Consider the following 16,985-nt stretch of genomic DNA (forward strand, 5'->3'; position numbering starts at 1 on the left):
GGTGTCATGGCATCGGGCAGATCCATCCGATTCAAGATCTCGACGCTGCTCGTCATCCCCTTGGTCTCCCTGGTAGCGCTATGGGGCTTCGCCGCGAGCACCACGCTGGGTGAGGCGCTCAACCTGCTCAAGGTCGAGACCATCTGGACGGGTGTGATCAACCACGCGGACTGGCTGATCGCCGACCTCCAGACCGAGCGGCTGGAGACGGCCGAGCGCCTGGCCGGATCGGGCGGCGACGAGGACGCCATCGCCAAGGCCCGCGCCAAGGTGGACGAGCGCGTCAAGAACTTCCGCCAGGCCGCCACGTCCGACGACACCCAGTCGGCGCTGACGGAGGACATGAAGACCCAGCTCTCGACCGTCTTCGAGGCGATCGACCGGCTGCCTGACATCCGCCGCAAGGCCGACGATCGCCGCTTCACCCCGAGCGCCCTGGTCACCGAGTACGCCAGGATCTCCGACGAGATCCACCTGCTCTACTCCCGCCTGACCGTCAGCACCGACCTGGAGCTCGCGCTCCAGGCCCAGGGCCTGATCGCCGCCGACCAGGCCCGCGAGCTGCTGTCCAGGGAGCACGCCCTGGTCATCGCCTCCAAAGGCAAGGCGGGCATGCACGACGTGCACATGCTGGCCAGCCTCGACGGCGCCAGGAGGTACGAGTTCCCCAAGGCCCTGGCCAACCTCGACACCGAGCTGCGGGCGCCGTTCGAGAAGCTCTACTACAGCTCCCGCTACGTCACCATGGAGAACCTCCTGGAGGCGTACATCAGCGGCCAGCCCATGGACCTCGACCTGTGGCGGGGCATCTCCGACCAGGTGCGCACGGAGTACCGCCAGGCGATCTCCACCACCGGCAACAAGCTGCTGGCCCGCATGGAACCCGCGGGCACGGCGGTCGTGGTGCGGGCCGGCGTCGCGGGCGCGCTCGGCCTGATCGCGGTCATCTTCTCCGTCGTCATCTCGGTGCGGGTCGGCCGCCGGCTCACCCGCGAGCTGGGCGCGCTGCGCCGTACCGCGCTCGACCTCGCGGAGATCAGGCTCCCGGACGTCGTCGCCAAGCTCCGCAAGGGCGACAAGGTCGACATCGCGACCGAGGCCCCGCCGATCACCGTCGGCGAGAAGGCGACCAGCGAGGTCAAGGACCTCGCGGCGGCCTTCGACAGCGTGCAGAGCACCGCCGTGGACGCCGCCGTCGAGCAGGCCAGGCTGCGCGAGGGCATCGCCGAGGCGCTGCGCAACCTGGCCAGGCGCAGCCAGTCGCTGCTGCAGCGCCAGCTCAAGCTGCTGGACGAGATGCAGCGCCAGACCGAGGAGCCCGAGGCCCTTGAGCGGCTGTTCCGGCTCGACCACCTCACCACCCGCATGCGCCGCCACGCCGAGGGCCTGGTGCTGCTGTCGGGCGGCTCCGCGGGCCGCAGGTGGCGCGGCCCCATCCCGATCGAGGACGTGCTCAGCGGCGCCGCCGCCCAGGTGGAGGAGTACACCCGGGTCCGCGTCTACCCGATGCCGGAGTGCGGCGTCTCCGGCGCGGCCGTGGCCGACCTCATGCACCTGTTCGCCGAGCTGATCGAGAACGCCACCTCCTTCTCCTCCCCGAACAACGAGGTCTCGGTGCACGGCGAGATGGTCGGCAGGGGCTTCGCCGTCGAGATCGAAGACCGCGGCCTGGGCATGGACGAGGAGACCCGCAGGGCCATCAACGCCCGCCTGGCCAGCCCGCCGGAGTTCGACCCGTCGCAGACCGAGCGGCTCGGCTTCGCCGTCGTGGGCATGCTGGCGGCCAGGCACGGGGTGAAGGTCACGCTCAAGCCGTCACCGTACGGAGGCACCACCGCGATCGTGCTCGTGCCGGCCTCGCTGGTGGAGCCCATCGCGCCGCCCGCACCGCCGGATCCCGAGCCGGTCCCGGTGTCGGTGGTCAGGTCGGAGCCCACGGGGCCGGGCGGGCTGCCGCGCCGTATCCGTACGAGCAAGCGCAACAACGCCGGGGCGGTGCTGCCGAGGCAGGCGCCGCCCCAGGACGACCCGCCACCCCAGCAGCTGCCGCGCCGTGAGCGGACCACAGGGCTGCCGCAGCGGCAGCGGCTGAGGCGGGCTCCTGAGCCCGGCAACGGTCAGACACGGGCTCAGGGACCGGCTCAGGGGCCGGCTCCGGCCGCTGAGGAGCGCTCGCCTGAGGAGGCCAGGGCACTGCTCTCCTCGCTCCAGTCGGGCTGGCAGCGCGGCCGGCAGGAAAGCGAGCAGGATGGGGGATCTCGATCGTGAGCCGCGAGCACGAGTGGGTTGACGAGGAGGCGGGGCCCGTCGTGCGGCCGTACGCGGTCGCGCGCGGACGCACCAGGCCCGCCTCCGCCGAGGTCGACTTGCTGGCGACCGTCGTGCTGACGGGGGCGTCCGCCCCGGCCAAGGCCGAGTTGAGCGCCCAGCACCGGCGGCTGCTGAGCTGCGTGTCGGGTCACAACAAGCCGGTCGCCGAGATCGCCTCGGATCTCGGCCTGCCCGTCGGTGTCGTCCGGGTGCTGATCGGCGATCTGCTCGAACACAACCTGGTCACGGTGCGCCCGCCGCGCGACAGGGCCGCCACCCCGTCGGAGAGCCTGCTCCGCGAGGTGATCAACGGCCTGCGTGCCCTGTAGCGGGTCCGGGGCGCGCAGGCCGCTAGTTGGCCGAGGTGAGCTGCCGCAAGGAGTGCTCGACCAGCGTGATCATGACCTCCTTGGCCGACGAGCGCCGCCGCACGTCGCAGAGCATGACGGGCACGTCGTCGTCCAGGTCGAGCGCGATGCGCACGTCGTCCACGCTGTGCCGCTGGGCGCCGTCGAAGCAGTTGACGGCCACCACGAACGGCGTGCCGCGCTGCTCGAAGTAGTCGACGGACGGGAAGCAGTCGGTCAGCCGCCGGGTGTCGGCGATCACGACGGCGCCCAGCGCGCCGTAGGACAGCTCGTCCCACATGAACCAGAACCGCTCCTGCCCGGGGGTGCCGAACAGGTAGACGACCAGCCCTTCGCGGATCGTGATGCGGCCGAAGTCCATCGCGACGGTCGTGGTGTTCTTGCCTTCGACGCCGTCGAGGTCGTCGATGCCGATCCCGCGGTCGGAGAGCACCTCTTCCGTGCGCAGCGGCTTGATCTCGCTGATCGACCCCACCAGGGTGGTCTTGCCGACGCCGAACCCGCCCGCGATCAATATCTTGAGCGCGACGGGGTCCTCAGAGAGCACGGAGTCCATTGATCACTTCCTTGAGAATGCGCTCATTCGACCGCGCGCCTCCGGCGGAGGGCGACGTCACCGAGATGAGGCCGTTGTCACGCATGTCACCCAGCATGACCCGGATGACACCGACGGGCAGATCGAGCTCGACGGCGAGATCGGCCACCGAGATCGGGTTTCGCGCTGCCCGCAGGATGTGGCGCTGTTCGGGGCCGAGGTCGTCGCCGGGCTCCGCCTCGGGGTCGCCGAGCGTGCGCACGGTGGCCACGAGGTCGAACATGTCGCCCGACGACCGTGTTCTGCCGCGAATCAGAGCATAGGGGCGGACGACGGGTCCCGCCTCCTCATCGAACCACTGCGGGCCGTCGCTCATGACGCTCCAGCGCGCGGATTGGTCGTGATGTGCTGGCCCACCCGCTTGACCAGCATCGCCATCTCGTACGCGATCTGGCCCACGTCCACGTTCGCCTCGGCGATCACGGCCAGGCAGGTGCCCTGGCCGGCCGCCGTGACGAACAGGAACGCCGACTCCATCTCCACGATGGTCTGGCGCACGTCACCGCCGCCGAAATGCCGTCCGGTGCCCCTGGCGAGGCTCTGGAAACCGGCGGCCACGGCGGACAAGTGCTCGGCGTCCTCACGGGTCAAACCCTTCGAGTGGCCGACGGCGAGCCCGTCGGTCGACAGGATCACCGCCTGGCGCACCGCTGCGACCCTGGTGGCAAGGTCGTCGAGCAGCCAGTTGAGCTCACCGGTGTTGGCGGTCGGCACAGTCATGCATCCCCCTTAGTCATGGCCCCTCCTCAGGAGCTTCTTCTCGGGCGCGTTGGGCTCCCCGCTGGAAGGCGGAGAACAGGTCGCGTACCTCGTCGGGAGAGCGTTCTGCCTGCCGCTCCTGCTCCGGCGGTGGTTCTTTGAGCTGCGGTGCGAGGCTGGCCTGGCGGACGCGTCGCGGCAGCCCGTTGTGGGTGCCGGAGGTCACGACGGCCAGCGCCTTCTTCCGCGTACGGCTGGGCAGCTCGGCCTTGCCGCCGCCGCCCGCCGCCTCCAGGGCGCTCTGCTCGGTGACGACCGAGCGCGGCACCAGCACGATCGCGGTCGTGCCGCCGAAGGGGGAGCGGCGCAGCAGCACGTTGATCCCGTGCCGCTGGGCCAGCGTGGCCACCACGAGCAGGCCGAGCCTGTCGCTGTCCGCCAGGTCGAACTCCGGCGGCTTGGACAGCAGCGCGTTGTAGCGCGCGTAATCGGTGGCCGACAGCCCCAGCCCCCGGTCCTCGACCTCGATGGCGTAGCCGTTGCTGACGAGGTCGCCGCGCACCTCGACGGTGGTGTCGGGCGGCGAGTAGATGGTGGCGTTCTCGATCAGCTCGGCGACGAGGTGGGTCAGGTCGGCGGCGACGGTGCCCTCGACGGCCCCGGCCGGCATGGTCTCGACCGAGACACGGGTGTAGTCCTCGACCTCGGCGATCGCGGCTCTGACGATGTCGATCACCGGCACCGGCTTGCGCCAGGCCCGTCCGGGCGCGGCGCCGGAGAGCACGATGAGGCTCTCGGCGTGCCGCCGCATGCGGGTGGTCAGGTGGTCGAGGCGGAACAGCTCTTCGAGCCTGTCGGGGTCGTGCGTACGCCGCTGCATGCCGTCGAGCAGCGCGAGCTGGCGGTGCAGCAGGCCCTGCTTGCGGCGGGCGAGGTTGAGGAAGACCTGGCCGATCCCGCGCCGCAGCGCGGCCTGGCCGACCGCCGCGTCGACGGCGGTGCGCTGCACGGAACCGAAGGCCCTGGCCACGTCGGTGATCTCAGCGGATCCGCTCACCTTGATCGGCTTGGCCTCCTTCCGTACGTCGACGTCCTCACCCTTGCGCAGCCGTGCCACGATCGCGGGCAGCCGCTGCTGCGCCAGCTCGACCGCGGCGGCACGCAGCCCGGCCAGCTCTCCTGCGAGGCGACGACCGAAGCGTACAGAGATGATGATCGACGCGAGCACGGCGATCAACCCGAGGCCGCCCGCGATGGAGATCTTGACGAGGGTGGCGATGGCGGCGCCGGAGGCGCGTTCGGCCAGGGTGGCGGTGGAGGAGGCGTTGAGGTCGTCGAGGCGGGAGGCGAGCCGGTCCATGGTCTCGTGCCAGGCGGCGATGTCATGCGGCGGCGCCCCGGTCTTGATCACGCGGTCTTCGAGCGAGACGAAGCTCAGGTAGGGCTCGGTGGCGAAGACCTGCTCGTACGGCCGCCGCAGCGCCACGTCGAGACCGGCGAGGCCACGCGAGTACAGGAACTTCCTGGAGGCGGCGTACTCGGTGAAGGCGGTCGCCTCGGCCTCGCTGAGCCGCTGCCCCGCGCGCCTGCCGACGATGAGCGCGTTCTCCCTGGCGATGTACTCCCTGGCGTGGCCCATGGCCTGCAGCGAGGACGCCTGCTGGGAGAGCGTGAGGTCGGGGAGGGTGACGATGTGGTCGTAGACGGCGAAGAGGGCGTCGAGTATGCGGTTGTAGGCGTTGAGCCCCGACAGCCGTGAGGCGGAGCCGTTGTCGATGTTGGCCCGGATGGCGGTGAGGTTGTCGAGCGCCTTGTCGAGGGCCTGGATCGGGCGGCGCAGGCTGCCGTCGACGGCGCCGCCCGCCTCGGTGACGGCCTTGCGGAAGTCGGCGACCGAGCGGTCGGTGCGGGCTCGCTGGGCGCGCACCACGTCGGAGAGTTGACGCGTTGTGACCGTCTCCGCGGAGCGCACGCGTTCGGCCTGGAGCTGAGTTCCCAGGTCCATGGAGGTGACGCCGATGGTGGAGTAAAGGGTGTTCGCACGAAGCAGTGACTGTGCGTCGCCCATGGTGAGGTTGAGGACGAAACCCCACAGCGCGCTCAGAGACAGGAGGGGTAGCAGCAGCAATAAGAAGATCTTGAACCGAATAGACCGGTTTCGCGAGCCCATGTCCCAACCTCGAGTCGGGGGCATTTCCACACCTTGTGTAAATACACCTCCGGAAGATCGCACAGGAGACTAGCACCGATTATGCTTCCGGCGCAGTGGGGGGAACACGTTCATTCTCGTGATTATTGGGACAAGATCTCCCTCTCGCGGCGTCCTCCGGACACCACACCCCACAGCCACACGAGCGCCACCAGCGAGATCACGATGAGTCCCGCCCAGTTCACCAGCGTGTACACGTGCACCTGCCACGCCGACACGTCCGGCACCCGGCCGATGCGCAGCAGCTCGAACTGCCACGGCCGCCCGGTCAGCACGAGCGTGATCGCGATGGCGATGGCGCTCATCGAGTCCCAGAGCGCGTGCAGCAGCGAGACCCCGAGGTAGGTCAGCAGGACCGGTGCGGAGAGCCGGCCGCGCGCGGCGAACAGCACGCCGCCGGTGATCGCCGTCCACAGGCCGTGGCCGACGGGGGTGAGGATGCCGCGCAGCACCTCGGTCTCCACGAGCTGGGTCAGCGACAGCCCGTCGGCGGTGAACAGGGCGTTGAAGGCGTACCCGGCGCTCTCGAACGCGGCGAAGCCGAAGCCCACGGTCGCGCCGAGCACCACGCCGTCCCTGGTGAAGCGCCTGGCCACGTGACGGGTGACGAACACCAGCGCGGCCAGCTTGACGCCCTCCTCGATGAGGCCGACCAGCACGTACATCAGCAGCGACGGGCGGATCAGCCAGTTCTCCAGCAGCGAGGCCCCGAGCACCCCGAGCACGCCGCCGATCACGAACGCCTTGAACAGCAGCTCGACGGTCACCACCGGCGAGCGGCCCCGCCCGTACGCCCACACCACGAACGTCACGGGGACCAGGAAACTGCCGAACAGCACCACGGTCGGCACGAGGTTGGGGTTCTCCGTCCAGGCGGTGACCACGACGGTCGCCAGCCACAGGACGAGACCGGTCAGGAAGATCCGCGGCCACAGTCTCTTCATCTCGTCAGCTCCTCGACGGCGAGCACGGCGGCGCCGTCGCCCGCGTCGGAGCCCGCGATCGCGATCCGGCCGAAGCGCCCGCGCGCCGCGTCCGCAGGGGACGGTCCGTCCGGATGAAACTCGTGCCACGGTCGCCGATATTCCGGGGGAATCGCGTGTCCCCAGCGGTGCACGGTGATCGCCGCGATGCCGCGCCCCGGGTCGAAGCCGGCCGGGCCGAGCAGCCTGGCGAGCTGATCGCGCACGGTGTGCTCGAAGACCTCGTAGGGCGTCCTGAACAGCTCGCGCCGCCCCGCCGCCGAGCCCGCGTCGGGACCCAGCTCCGAACGGCACGGCGTGGCCAGCAGCCGCACCCGGTCGGGCGGCGCGAACTCGGCGGCGCACCAGTACGCCCCCGTCCACCGCACCCTGCGCACGCCCAGCCGCCGCCACGCTTCGGGGTCGCTCAGGCGCACCTCGGCGCGCAGCAGCGGCACGCGTACGGCCCTGGACAGCGCCCGCCGCCGCTCCTCGGGCAGATCGGGCACGAGGTACGGGACGGCCGCGCTCGGGCAGGCCAGGATGACGGCTCCCGCCTCGACGGTGCGCACCCGGTGCCCGTCGAAGTAGCCGACGGTCGCCGTACGCGCGCCGTCCCGCACGGACACCACGGGACTCGACCATCGCACGGGTGCGTCCTGCGGGGCGGGCGTTTCCCGCGCGGCCCCGTGCCACTCGGCCCGTACGGTCGCCGAGTTGTACCGGGACGGCCTCGACCGGTCGAGCCCCAGCCCGTCGAAGCCCGGATAGCCGGTGCCCCAGGCGTCGATCGCGCCGAACGCCCGCGTGTCGTAGCCCCACTCGGGCGCGGACATGGTGCGGCAGAACCGCTCGGCGTCCGGGTGCGCGCCGCACACCTCGCGCAGGAACGCCGAGTACGTCAGCCCCGCAAGCCGCTCCTCCTTGGCCTCCCGCGACAGGCCGGGCAGCCAGTCGGGCGGGTCGTCGTACAGGGTGCGCAGGTCCTTGCGCGCCTGCCCGTCGATCGGCAGCCAGTCGATCCAGCCGGGGCCGGAGAGCGTGACGAGCGTGTCCGCGCCGAAGCTCTCCCTGTCGCACATCACGGCGTCGAACGCCACACCCCGGCGCAGCGGCTCGCGCCCTGCCCCGCCCTCGGGATGGTTGTCCAGGACCAGCACGCGGTCGCGCGGGCGGCGGCGCGACCACTCGGCCGCCGCCTCCAGCCCGCTGCGGCCCGCGCCCACGACCACCAGCCCGTAGTGCTCGCCCGTCGGCACGGGGGTGCCCGCGTGCTCCCAGAACCGCCCGTCCCGCAGCGCGTGCGGGACGCTGAGCGCCTCACCGGTGTCGCCGAGCACCGTGAACGGCGTACGGAGCGCGGACGGCCCTGAGGGCTCCTGGGCCGCCCGCGCGGGCGCGGCGGCGTACGGGGCGGCGGTCGCGGCCACGCAGCCGACGGCGATCCCGTCGAAGAAGTCGCGGCGGGAAATGGGAACATCCATGCCGAGATCGCGCGGGGTCAGGCTCATGCCGCGATCATCGGCAGCGCCCGGGAAAAGCCGCACAGGGGCGCGCAGCACATCGGCGAACATTTTGCCCGCCCCATTACAGCTGATGCCGTTTTGTGGGTGCATCCACCGAGGTGGAGCCCGTTACGCAGGGCGAACGGTAAATGGCTCCCGAAGCCGCTTAATCCCGCGGATAGCGACGTTGCGCGGCCCCTCGTGCGCTGCTTCCTCTAACGTTTCCACAATGCCGCTGGAGTGAAATGGAGAACCCATGCGTCAAGCAGTTTCCGGCATATTTCTGAGCACACTCGTACTCGCCGGATGTTCCGCCGCCGACAAGCCGTCCGCCCCGGCCGCCACCGCCCCGTCCGCGCCGTCGGCCGCCGAGGCCGACCGGCTGCGCGCCGCCCTGCTGCCGGTGCCCAAGGGCATGCAGGTCGCCTACGGCCCCGAGACCGGCGCGTTCGGCTCGCTCAAGTCCACCCAGCAGGGCCTGGAGGCCGTACGCCAGGCCAAGCTGCAGCACCCCGAGTGCGCGGGCGCGGCCCAGCTCGACGCGGCCAAGGCCGAGGTCGCCCAGTCGCCCGCCGCCGTGATCGCCTTCTCCGCCGAGCGCGGCTCGATCAGCCAGGCCGTCGTGTCGCTGCCCAAGCCCGACTTCCCCGCCGCGCTGCCCGAGAAGTGCACCTCGTACACGGCCGACGTCGGGGGCACGCCGGTCACGTACACCACGCGGACGCTCGACATGCCCACCAAGGGCGACCAGTCGCGCGCCTACCTGACGACCGCGAAGGGCGGCGACCAGAACGCGCAGATCGGCTCCGTCATGATCAGGCGCGGCACCACGGTCATGTCCATGCTCGTCGTCGGCCGCCAGGTCAAGCCCAAGGGCCTGTACGAGCTGGCCGACCTCGCCGACCAGAACCTCGCCAGGGCGAGCAGGTAGCTCACCAGCCCGCGAAGAGGTCCACCACCACCGAGGCGCGGGGAGTGCGCTCGACGTAGATCTCCCGCCCGTCGCGCCGCCGGGAGATCAGCCCGGCCGACTCCAGCCGGTTGCAGTGGTAGCTGACCGCGTTGGGCGCGTAGCCGACGCGCCTTGCCAGCGCGCCCATGGTCAGCGGGCGCTCCAGCGCGGTCAGGATGGCCGCGCGCACGTCCCCGACGAGCAGGCGCAGGCGGTCCTCGTGCCGGCGCGGCGGCAGGTCGGCGCCCGGCAGCGGGTAGCCGAGCCAGACGGCCTCGGGACCGTCGAGGCGCGAGATGAGCGCCTCGGGGCCGGCCAGCATGGGCATGAGCACCAGGCCGCGTGAGCCGATCGTGAAGTGCTCGGGCTCGAAGTCGGGGAAGCTGAGCGTGTCGTCGCGGTAGCGGCAGTTGGGGTGCAGGCTGTTGAGCAGGACGTCGAGCGAGCGGCGCGCGGCGGCCACCGCCACCCGCTCCACCTCGCGCTCCAGCAGCGGCCGCGCCCGCTCCCAGACCGGCCGCATCGCCGACCAGACCTCCTCCAGGAGGGCGGCGTAGCCGTGCAGCCAGCGGTGCGGGTGCGTGAGCGCGGGCCGCCAGTGCTCGGGCGGGCGTCCGCCGACGATCGTCTCCACCTCCTCGACCAGCGCGTCACCCGGCAGGTCGCGCAGCATGTCGAGCTGGTCGGGCACGTCGAGGTCGCGGGTGAACTCACCGGGCAGCACCAGGTCGGGCAGCACGCTGAAGCCGGGGCTGGCGAGCGAGCGCACCACCGTCGGGTCGGGCCGGCGCGCCGCCGAGCGCACCAGCCGCCGCCATGCCTCGGGCGCGCCCCGCGCGCGGCCCGCCAGGGCGTCGGTGATCAAAGCGAGCATCGACAGGCCGGGCGTCAGGGTGACCGTCACCGGCACGCGGTCGATGCGTTCGATGAGCAGGCTCGTATGCACGAACGCGCCCCTTCACCCACTTACGGCACACTTTCCGCTTCGTCATCATATGTAGACGAATGTAACGCTGCGTCACGTGACGTCTCAGATGAGCACGTGGTCGTCCGGGCGGCCGACGAAGGAGAACTGGGCGTTGCGGGTCAGCTTGATGTGGTCGGCCTGCCAGGTGTGCATCTTCGTGTCGGCGCTGCGCCAGTACACGAAGTTGAACCGGTCCGCCGAGTAGATCTTGACCCGGTCCTCCTTGAGCCGGCGTACGAGGTGCGTGTCCTCACCCCGGGTGATGTCCGCGAACTGGTACTTGCGGAACAAGTCGGCCTTGCCGAGGAAGGTGCCGCCCTGCACCAGCCACGAGTACCGGTGCTCCAGGCCGGGCAGCCGCAGCATCGTGGTGTTGATGCCCTCGAAGTACGCGTAGTGCGCGCCCTTGCCGACCAGCTCGGCGTCGGAGTAGTCGAAGGCCCTGACCAGGTCCGACAGGTAATGCTCGCCGTAGAGGTTGTCGTCGTCCATCTTGGCGATCAGTTCGCCTTCGGCGGCGGCGATGCCGAGGTTGAGGCAGGCGCCGAGGGTGAGCGAGGGGTCGGCGGGCAGGACGACGACGTCGGTGACGCCGGCCATCCTGGCCTTGTCGGCCACCACGACGGGGTCGATGTCGAGGCCGTGCAGCACCATGACGAGCTGGAGCGGCCGGTGCCGCTGTTTGGCCACCGAGGAGATCGCGTGCTCGATCTGCGAGGCGCGGTTGGTGGGCAGCACGACGCTGATGGAGCGCGAGCGCGGCGTCACCTTGTGGCCGAGGTTCTGCAGGATCTGGTCCACGCGGTGCGAGAACAGGTGCTTGTCGAAGACCTCGCGCATCGCGAGGTGCCCGAGCCGGGCCCGCAGCTCGGGGCTGTTGATCAGGTGCAGCACCTGGTTGTACGCCTCGACCGGCTCGCGCGCGATCGGGATGAGGTCGCCGAACGTCTCCTCGATGGCCCGCGACCACCCGGACACCACGGGGGTGGCGCAGGCGGACAGCTCGAAGACGCGCCGCGCGCACATGGTGGGCGAGTCGAGCACGGAGTTGACGTTGAGGAAGACCTTGTACATCCGGTACGCGGCCAGCATCTGGTCGTAGGGCAGCTCGCCCACGATGTGCGGCCGGTACTTCTCCGGCCAGGCGTACTTCTCGTCCACCTCGCCGTTGCGGGCGAAGATGTGCAGGCCGAGCTCCCTGACCGGGTCGAGCACGATCTCCATCTGCTCGCGCCGCTCGGGGTGCTTGTCGCGGAAGTACATCCCGGCGAAGACCACGTCGTGCAGGCGGCCCTTGTTCTGCTGGATGGGGTTGTGCACGCGCGGCTGGGCGGCGAACTGCAGCACGTCGACCCGGTCGTGCCCGAGGACCTCCCGGTACTTCGGGATCATGTCACCGTCGCAGGTGAACACGTAGTCGAAGAGCTTGGCCGTGTCGATGAAGAAGTCGAAGTTCGGCGGGTCCTCCTTGTTCCAGAAGACCGTGGGGATGCCCTCCTGCTTGCACCAGGCGACCAGCTCGCGCAGCGGCTCCTTGGGGGCGTTGGTGCCGGTCATCTGGTAGCGCCAGCGGCCCTGGTTGCCGTGCCAGGCCGACTCGCAGAACAGCAGGTCGGGCCGCTTCTCGGCGAAGATGTCCTTCCAGTCCTTGAGCCCGAACTCGATCTGGTCCCACTCGTAGCGGAAGGCCATGCGCGAGAAGTCGTCGAGGATCACCGCGACCTTCAGGTCGGGCCGGTTGATCGGGCCCTTCGGCCACTTGACCGGCGGCACCTCGACGAGCGGCGGCCGGTTCTCGGCCTGCTGGATGGCCTCGCTGACCGGGATCGGCGGCTTGGGCGCGCGCTCCCGCGAGCGTACGGCCTCGACGATCTTCCTGGGCTTCTTCGAACCCAGGGCCTCGCCCAGCTTGTACGTCCGCTTGGCCTGCGTGGCCTCCAGCTTCCAGGTGGCGTACGCGGCCTTGGCCTCGGCGATCTCCAGCCGCTTGCGCAGCTCCCTGACCTCCGCCTCGTAACGCTCGACGAGCTTGCGCTCCTCGGGCAGCCAGTTGACGGGCCCGAGCCGTTGGAACGTGGGCTGTTCGGGGGTTTCGGCCATGGTGGTACGCCTATCGCTCAGCGGAGGTGTTTCATACTACGGCGGGGTTTGCCGCTATTCGGGGCGTTTGGCCTGAGAGGCCGGCGCGAGGTTGTCCCCCTTCAGCCAGGCGGCGATCACCGTGGCGATCCGCGGGCCCGCCTTGCCGTCCCACAGCACCGGCAGTTCGCCCGCCGGGGTGGCGGCGCCGTCGGCCAGCGCCTTCTCCGCCGCGACCGGCAGCAGCGCGGGCGTGACCAGGCGGTTGGTGCCGTGCGTGATCGTGATCGGCCGCTCGGTGTTGGGCCGGACCGTCAGGCAGGGGACGCCCAGCATGGTCGTCTCCTCCTGTACGCCGCCGGAGTCGGTGACGACGAGCGCGGCGCCGCGTACGAGTGAGAGAAAGTCCACATACCCGAGAGGGTCGATGACCTTGACGGTCTCGCCGTCCACGAGACCGGCCTCGGCCAGCCGCGCCTTGCCGCGCGGGTGCACCGGCACCACGACCGGGACCTGACGCGAGACCTCCAGCACCGCGTCCACGAGCTCCTTGGCGGCCTCGGCGGTGTCGACGTTGGCCGGGCGGTGCAGGGTGGCCACCGCGTACCGGCCGGGCAGGCCGAGCCTGGCCTTGATCGGCGCGGGGTCGAGCTTGGGCAGCGCGGAGAAGAGGCTGTCGATCATCGGGTTGCCCACGAGGTGCACCTTGTGCGCCGGCACGCCCTCGGATGCCAGGTACGACAGCGCCTCAGGCGAGGTCGCGAACAGCACGTCGGCCAGCGCGTCGGTGACGACCCTGTTGACCTCCTCGGGCATGCTGCGGTCGTAGGAGCGCAGCCCCGCCTCCACGTGCGCCGTGGGCACCCCCAGCTTGGCGCAGACGAGGATGGCGGCCAGCGTCGAGTTCACATCGCCGTACACCACGACCAGGTCCGGGTCCTGCTCCTGCACGACCTCTTCGAGACCGACGAGCAGCGCCGCCGTCTGCTTGGCGTGGCTGCCGGATCCGACGCCCAGATTGGCCACCGGCTCGGGCAGCCCGAGGTCGGCGAAGAAGACGTCCGACATGAGCGCGTCGTAGTGCTGACCGGTGTGGATGATGCCCTGCCGCACGTCGAGCTCGCCGAGTGCCCGCACCACCGGGGCCGCTTTCACGAAATTGGGGCGAGCGCCCAATACGTGCAGGACCAGGGGGTTCTCCCTCATTGACCTCGCCTTTCATAGCGGAAGGGAAAAAACGCTGCCTATGGTACGGTCCCACCGTGGCATCCGACGCCAGTCGTCAAGACTCCTCCCGTACGAACGACCGGGTCTCCGCGAAGTCCGCCCGTGCCGGCGTCGGTGGGCTTCTGAGGGGGTTCGTCAACCACCCCGTCATCGTCTCCCGCGTGGTGTGGACGAAGGTCAGGACCGACCCGGTCCGCGTGGCACAGGCCGCGGCCGAGACGCTTCCGCCGAAGCTGCGTCCCGTCGTGGGCAGCGTCGCCTGGCCGGCCGCCCGCAAGGCCCGCCGCATGGTACGCAAGTTCGGCATGCGCGTGGTCAAGGGCCCGTGGAACGAGGCCAAGGAGCACTGGGACGCCGGGCGGGTGAGCGAGGCCGCCGCGGTGCTCGAGGCCCACACCAAGTACCCGTTCGTCAAGCGCAGGGCCGCCTACTACCGCGGCGAGCTGGCCGCGATCAGCCCCGACCCGATCCCGCCGGGCCCGAAGGTGGCCATCCTGGAGCGGGTCCGCAACCGGGTGCTCCACGTCGTCACGAACGCGCTGCCGTACACGCAGGCCGGCTACACCGTGCGCACCCACCGCATCGTCACCGCCCAGAAGGCCGCGGGCATCGACCCGCACGTGGTCACGAGCTGGGGCTGGCCGATGCTGCAGGGCCACGCCGACGCGGCGCCGTACGACGAGATCGACGGCATCCCCTACCACCGGCTGCTGCCCGAGCCGGGCATCGAGATGCCGTTCGAGACGCAGGGCCGCATCATCAGGGGCGCCGACCGGGTCACCAAGCTCGTGACCGAGCTGCGCCCGCAGATCCTGCACGCGGCCACCGACCACCGCAACGGCTCGGTCGCCCACGCCGTGCGCGACCGCACGGGCACGCCGTTCGTGTACGAGGTCCGCGGCTTCCTGGAGGAGACCTGGGCCTCCCGCAACCCGATCAGGGTCGGCAGCCAGCGTCACGTGCTCCAGCGCGAGCGCGAGGCGTTCCTGATGCGCGAGGCCGACGCGGTCGTCACGCTGGCCGAGACCATGGCTCAGGAGATCGTCGAGCGCGGCGTCCCGAGGGAGAAGATCCACCTCGCGCCCAACGCCGTGGACGACTCGCTGCTGACGGCGCAGTACGACGGCGCCTCGTTCCGCAGGGCGTACGGCATCGCCGACAGCGAGATCGTCGTCGGCTCGGTGTCGAGCATCGTGGCCTATGAGGGATTCGCCACACTGCTGCGGGCGGCGGCGCTGCTGCGCGACGAGGGCTCTCCCGTACGCGTGCTGCTCGTCGGCGACGGCACCGAGCGCGAGAACCTGCTCCAGCTGGTCGAGGAGCTGGGGCTGAAGGACGCGATCCTGCCCGGCCGGGTCGGCCCCGACGAGGCGCTGCAGGCCCAGGACGCGATCGACATCTTCGCCTGCCCGCGCGAGGACCTCCGGGTCTGCCGACTTGTTACGCCATTGAAACCCGTCGAGGCGATGGCGCTCGGCAAGCCGGTCGTGCTGAGCGATCTGCCCGCGCTGGCCGAGCTGGTCGGCTCCGACGGTGCCGGGATGCTCGTGCCCGCAGGCGATCCGGAGGCGCTGGCCAAGGCCATCGCCGGGCTGCGCGACGACCCCGCCAAGCGCAGGGAGATGGGCGAGGCGGGCAAGGCCGAGGTCGCGGCCAAGCGCACGTGGAGCCGCGTTGCCGAGACTTATCAAGCTCTATACCGTTCACTTACCGAACGTTGACCGTTCAGATGGCTGTCTCTTGTGACTGGTTCGCTCGCATTAGGCGTGAGCTAGGTGGACTTGAGATAACCTTTGCCACCATGAAGTGTTGTTTCCGGCTCCCAAAGGCACAGCTGTGACAGAAATCGACTTGGCTGTCATCGGTCTGGGCTACGTCGGCATGCCTCTCGCCAAGGAGGCGGTGAGCGCCGGCCTCCGGGTCGTCGGCCTCGACGTGGACCCGGCGAAGGTCGACTCGCTCAACGCCGGGCGGTCGTACATCGATGACCTGACCGACGCCGACCTCGAGCACATGCTGGCCAACGGGTTCAGCGCCACGCTCGATGAGACCGTGCTGGCCAGAAGCAACACGATCGTCATCTGCGTGCCCACCCCGCTGGACGAGGACCATCGACCCGACCTGTCCGCCGTGGAGGGCGCGACCAAGGCCGTCGCCCGCAACCTCACCAAGGGCACGCTCGTCGTGCTCGAGTCCACCACCTGGCCGGGCACCACCGACGAGGTCGCAAGACCGCTGCTCGAAGCGTCCGGGCTCGTCGCGGGCGAGGACTTCCACCTCGCCTTCTCGCCCGAGCGCATCGACCCGGGCAACCCCAAGTTCGGCCTGCGCAACACGCCCAAGGTGGTCGGCGGCTACACCCCGACCTGCCGTGACCGGGCCATGGCGTTCTACGGGCGGTTCGTCGAGCGGGTCGTGCCGGTCAGCGGCACCCGCGAGGCCGAGATGGCCAAGCTGCTCGAGAACACCTACCGGCACGTCAACATCGCGCTCGTCAACGAGATGGCGATCTTCTGCGACGAGCTGGGCATCGACCTGTGGGAGGCCATCGAGGCCGCCTCCACCAAGCCGTTCGGCTTCCACAAGTTCCTGCCGGGGCCCGGCGTCGGCGGTCACTGCATCCCCGTCGACCCGTCGTACCTGTCGTACACGGTGCGCAAGCTCGGCTACCCGTTCCGGTTCGTCGAGCTGGCGCAGGAGATCAACGAGCGGATGCCGTCGTACGTGGTCGCCCGCGCGCAGCGCCTGCTCAACCGGCACAAGAAGGCCGTCAACGGCTCCAAGGTCGTGCTGCTCGGCGTCACGTACAAGCCGGACATCGCCGACGAACGCGAGACCCCGGCGCTGCCGGTGGCGCGGGCGCTCCTGGAGCTGGGCGCCGAGCTGTCGTTCGCGGACCCCTATGTGAAGGAGTGGTCGGTCGACGGCACCCCGGTCAAGCGTGAGGAGGATCTGGCGGAGGCCGTGACGAACGCGGACGTGACGCTGCTGCTGCAGCAGCATTCCGCGTTCGATCTCGACATGGTCGAGGCGAAGGCCAAGCTCGTGCTGGATACCCGCGGCGTGCTCGCCGAGGGTGAACGCGTCGAGCGGCTGTAGCGACGGAGGGCTG

General features: G+C 70.3%; 14 protein-coding genes. 5 read left to right on the forward strand and 9 right to left on the reverse strand.

Annotation, left to right across the window (positions count from 1 at the left end):
- Positions 1–6 precede the first annotated feature (6 nt).
- Entirely contained in the window at positions 7–2,268 is a 2,262-nt protein-coding gene (locus tag ACFMQL_RS14810; protein WP_378785913.1) for a nitrate- and nitrite sensing domain-containing protein, read from the forward strand.
- Positions 2,265–2,639 (forward strand): DUF742 domain-containing protein, encoded by a 375-nt coding sequence (locus tag ACFMQL_RS14815; protein WP_364061828.1) that lies wholly within the window; start codon positions 2,265–2,267, stop codon positions 2,637–2,639. The genes ACFMQL_RS14810 and ACFMQL_RS14815 overlap by 4 nt, the downstream gene beginning before the upstream one ends.
- 22 nt (positions 2,640–2,661) lie before the next feature.
- Here ACFMQL_RS14815 and ACFMQL_RS14820 read toward each other — a convergent pair whose 3' ends face one another.
- The 6 genes from ACFMQL_RS14820 to ACFMQL_RS14845 form a co-directional block, all read right to left on the reverse strand.
- Entirely contained in the window at positions 2,662–3,234 is a 573-nt protein-coding gene (locus ACFMQL_RS14820) for an ATP/GTP-binding protein (RefSeq protein ID WP_364061831.1), read from the reverse strand.
- The gene (locus ACFMQL_RS14825) at positions 3,215–3,589 is read right to left on the reverse strand and encodes a DUF742 domain-containing protein (protein WP_378785914.1); all 375 of its coding nucleotides are present in this window, start codon (positions 3,587–3,589) and stop codon (positions 3,215–3,217) included. The genes ACFMQL_RS14820 and ACFMQL_RS14825 overlap by 20 nt, the downstream gene beginning before the upstream one ends.
- Positions 3,586–3,993 carry a roadblock/LC7 domain-containing protein gene (locus tag ACFMQL_RS14830; RefSeq protein WP_364061837.1) on the reverse strand — a complete coding sequence of 136 codons (408 nt, stop codon included), beginning with the start codon at positions 3,991–3,993 and terminating at the stop codon, positions 3,586–3,588. Before ACFMQL_RS14830 ends, ACFMQL_RS14825 begins: the two co-directional genes overlap by 4 nt.
- A 13-nt stretch (positions 3,994–4,006) precedes the next feature.
- Positions 4,007–6,100 (reverse strand): nitrate- and nitrite sensing domain-containing protein, encoded by a 2,094-nt coding sequence (locus ACFMQL_RS14835; protein ID WP_364061840.1) that lies wholly within the window; start codon positions 6,098–6,100, stop codon positions 4,007–4,009.
- A gap of 164 nt (positions 6,101–6,264) precedes the next feature.
- Positions 6,265–7,125 carry a PrsW family glutamic-type intramembrane protease gene (locus tag ACFMQL_RS14840; protein WP_364061843.1) on the reverse strand — a complete coding sequence of 287 codons (861 nt, stop codon included), beginning with the start codon at positions 7,123–7,125 and terminating at the stop codon, positions 6,265–6,267.
- The gene (locus ACFMQL_RS14845) at positions 7,122–8,654 is read right to left on the reverse strand and encodes a hypothetical protein (protein ID WP_378785915.1); all 1,533 of its coding nucleotides are present in this window, start codon (positions 8,652–8,654) and stop codon (positions 7,122–7,124) included. The genes ACFMQL_RS14840 and ACFMQL_RS14845 overlap by 4 nt, the downstream gene beginning before the upstream one ends.
- Positions 8,655–8,904: 250 nt before the next feature.
- On the opposite strand from ACFMQL_RS14845, the gene ACFMQL_RS14850 reads away from it, so the two are divergent.
- Entirely contained in the window at positions 8,905–9,579 is a 675-nt protein-coding gene (locus ACFMQL_RS14850; protein ID WP_364061849.1) for a hypothetical protein, read from the forward strand.
- Position 9,580: 1 nt separating this feature from the next.
- Here the strand turns inward: ACFMQL_RS14850 and ACFMQL_RS14855 are convergent, their stop codons facing one another.
- From ACFMQL_RS14855 to wecB, 3 genes are all read right to left on the reverse strand, one after another.
- Positions 9,581–10,546: a winged helix-turn-helix domain-containing protein gene (locus ACFMQL_RS14855; RefSeq protein ID WP_364061852.1), complete on the reverse strand. Its 966-nt coding sequence runs from the start codon at positions 10,544–10,546 to the stop codon at positions 9,581–9,583.
- 84 nt (positions 10,547–10,630) lie between these two features.
- Positions 10,631–12,667 (reverse strand): glycosyltransferase, encoded by a 2,037-nt coding sequence (locus ACFMQL_RS14860; protein WP_364061855.1) that lies wholly within the window; start codon positions 12,665–12,667, stop codon positions 10,631–10,633.
- 54 nt (positions 12,668–12,721) lie between these two features.
- Entirely contained in the window at positions 12,722–13,852 is a 1,131-nt protein-coding gene (gene wecB, locus ACFMQL_RS14865; RefSeq protein WP_364061858.1) for a non-hydrolyzing UDP-N-acetylglucosamine 2-epimerase, read from the reverse strand.
- Between the two features lie 56 nt (positions 13,853–13,908).
- Between wecB and ACFMQL_RS14870 the strand changes: the two genes are divergently transcribed.
- Both ACFMQL_RS14870 and ACFMQL_RS14875 read left to right on the forward strand, forming a co-directional pair.
- Complete coding sequence (locus ACFMQL_RS14870; RefSeq protein WP_364061861.1) at positions 13,909–15,594, forward strand: glycosyltransferase family 4 protein; 1,686 nt, start codon at positions 13,909–13,911, stop codon at positions 15,592–15,594.
- Positions 15,595–15,724: 130 nt separating this feature from the next.
- Positions 15,725–16,972 (forward strand): nucleotide sugar dehydrogenase, encoded by a 1,248-nt coding sequence (locus tag ACFMQL_RS14875; protein ID WP_364061864.1) that lies wholly within the window; start codon positions 15,725–15,727, stop codon positions 16,970–16,972.
- The last annotated feature ends 13 nt before the right edge of the window (positions 16,973–16,985 follow it).

Source organism: Nonomuraea fastidiosa (assembly GCF_042751225.1).
Taxonomy (GTDB): domain Bacteria; phylum Actinomycetota; class Actinomycetes; order Streptosporangiales; family Streptosporangiaceae; genus Nonomuraea; species Nonomuraea fastidiosa.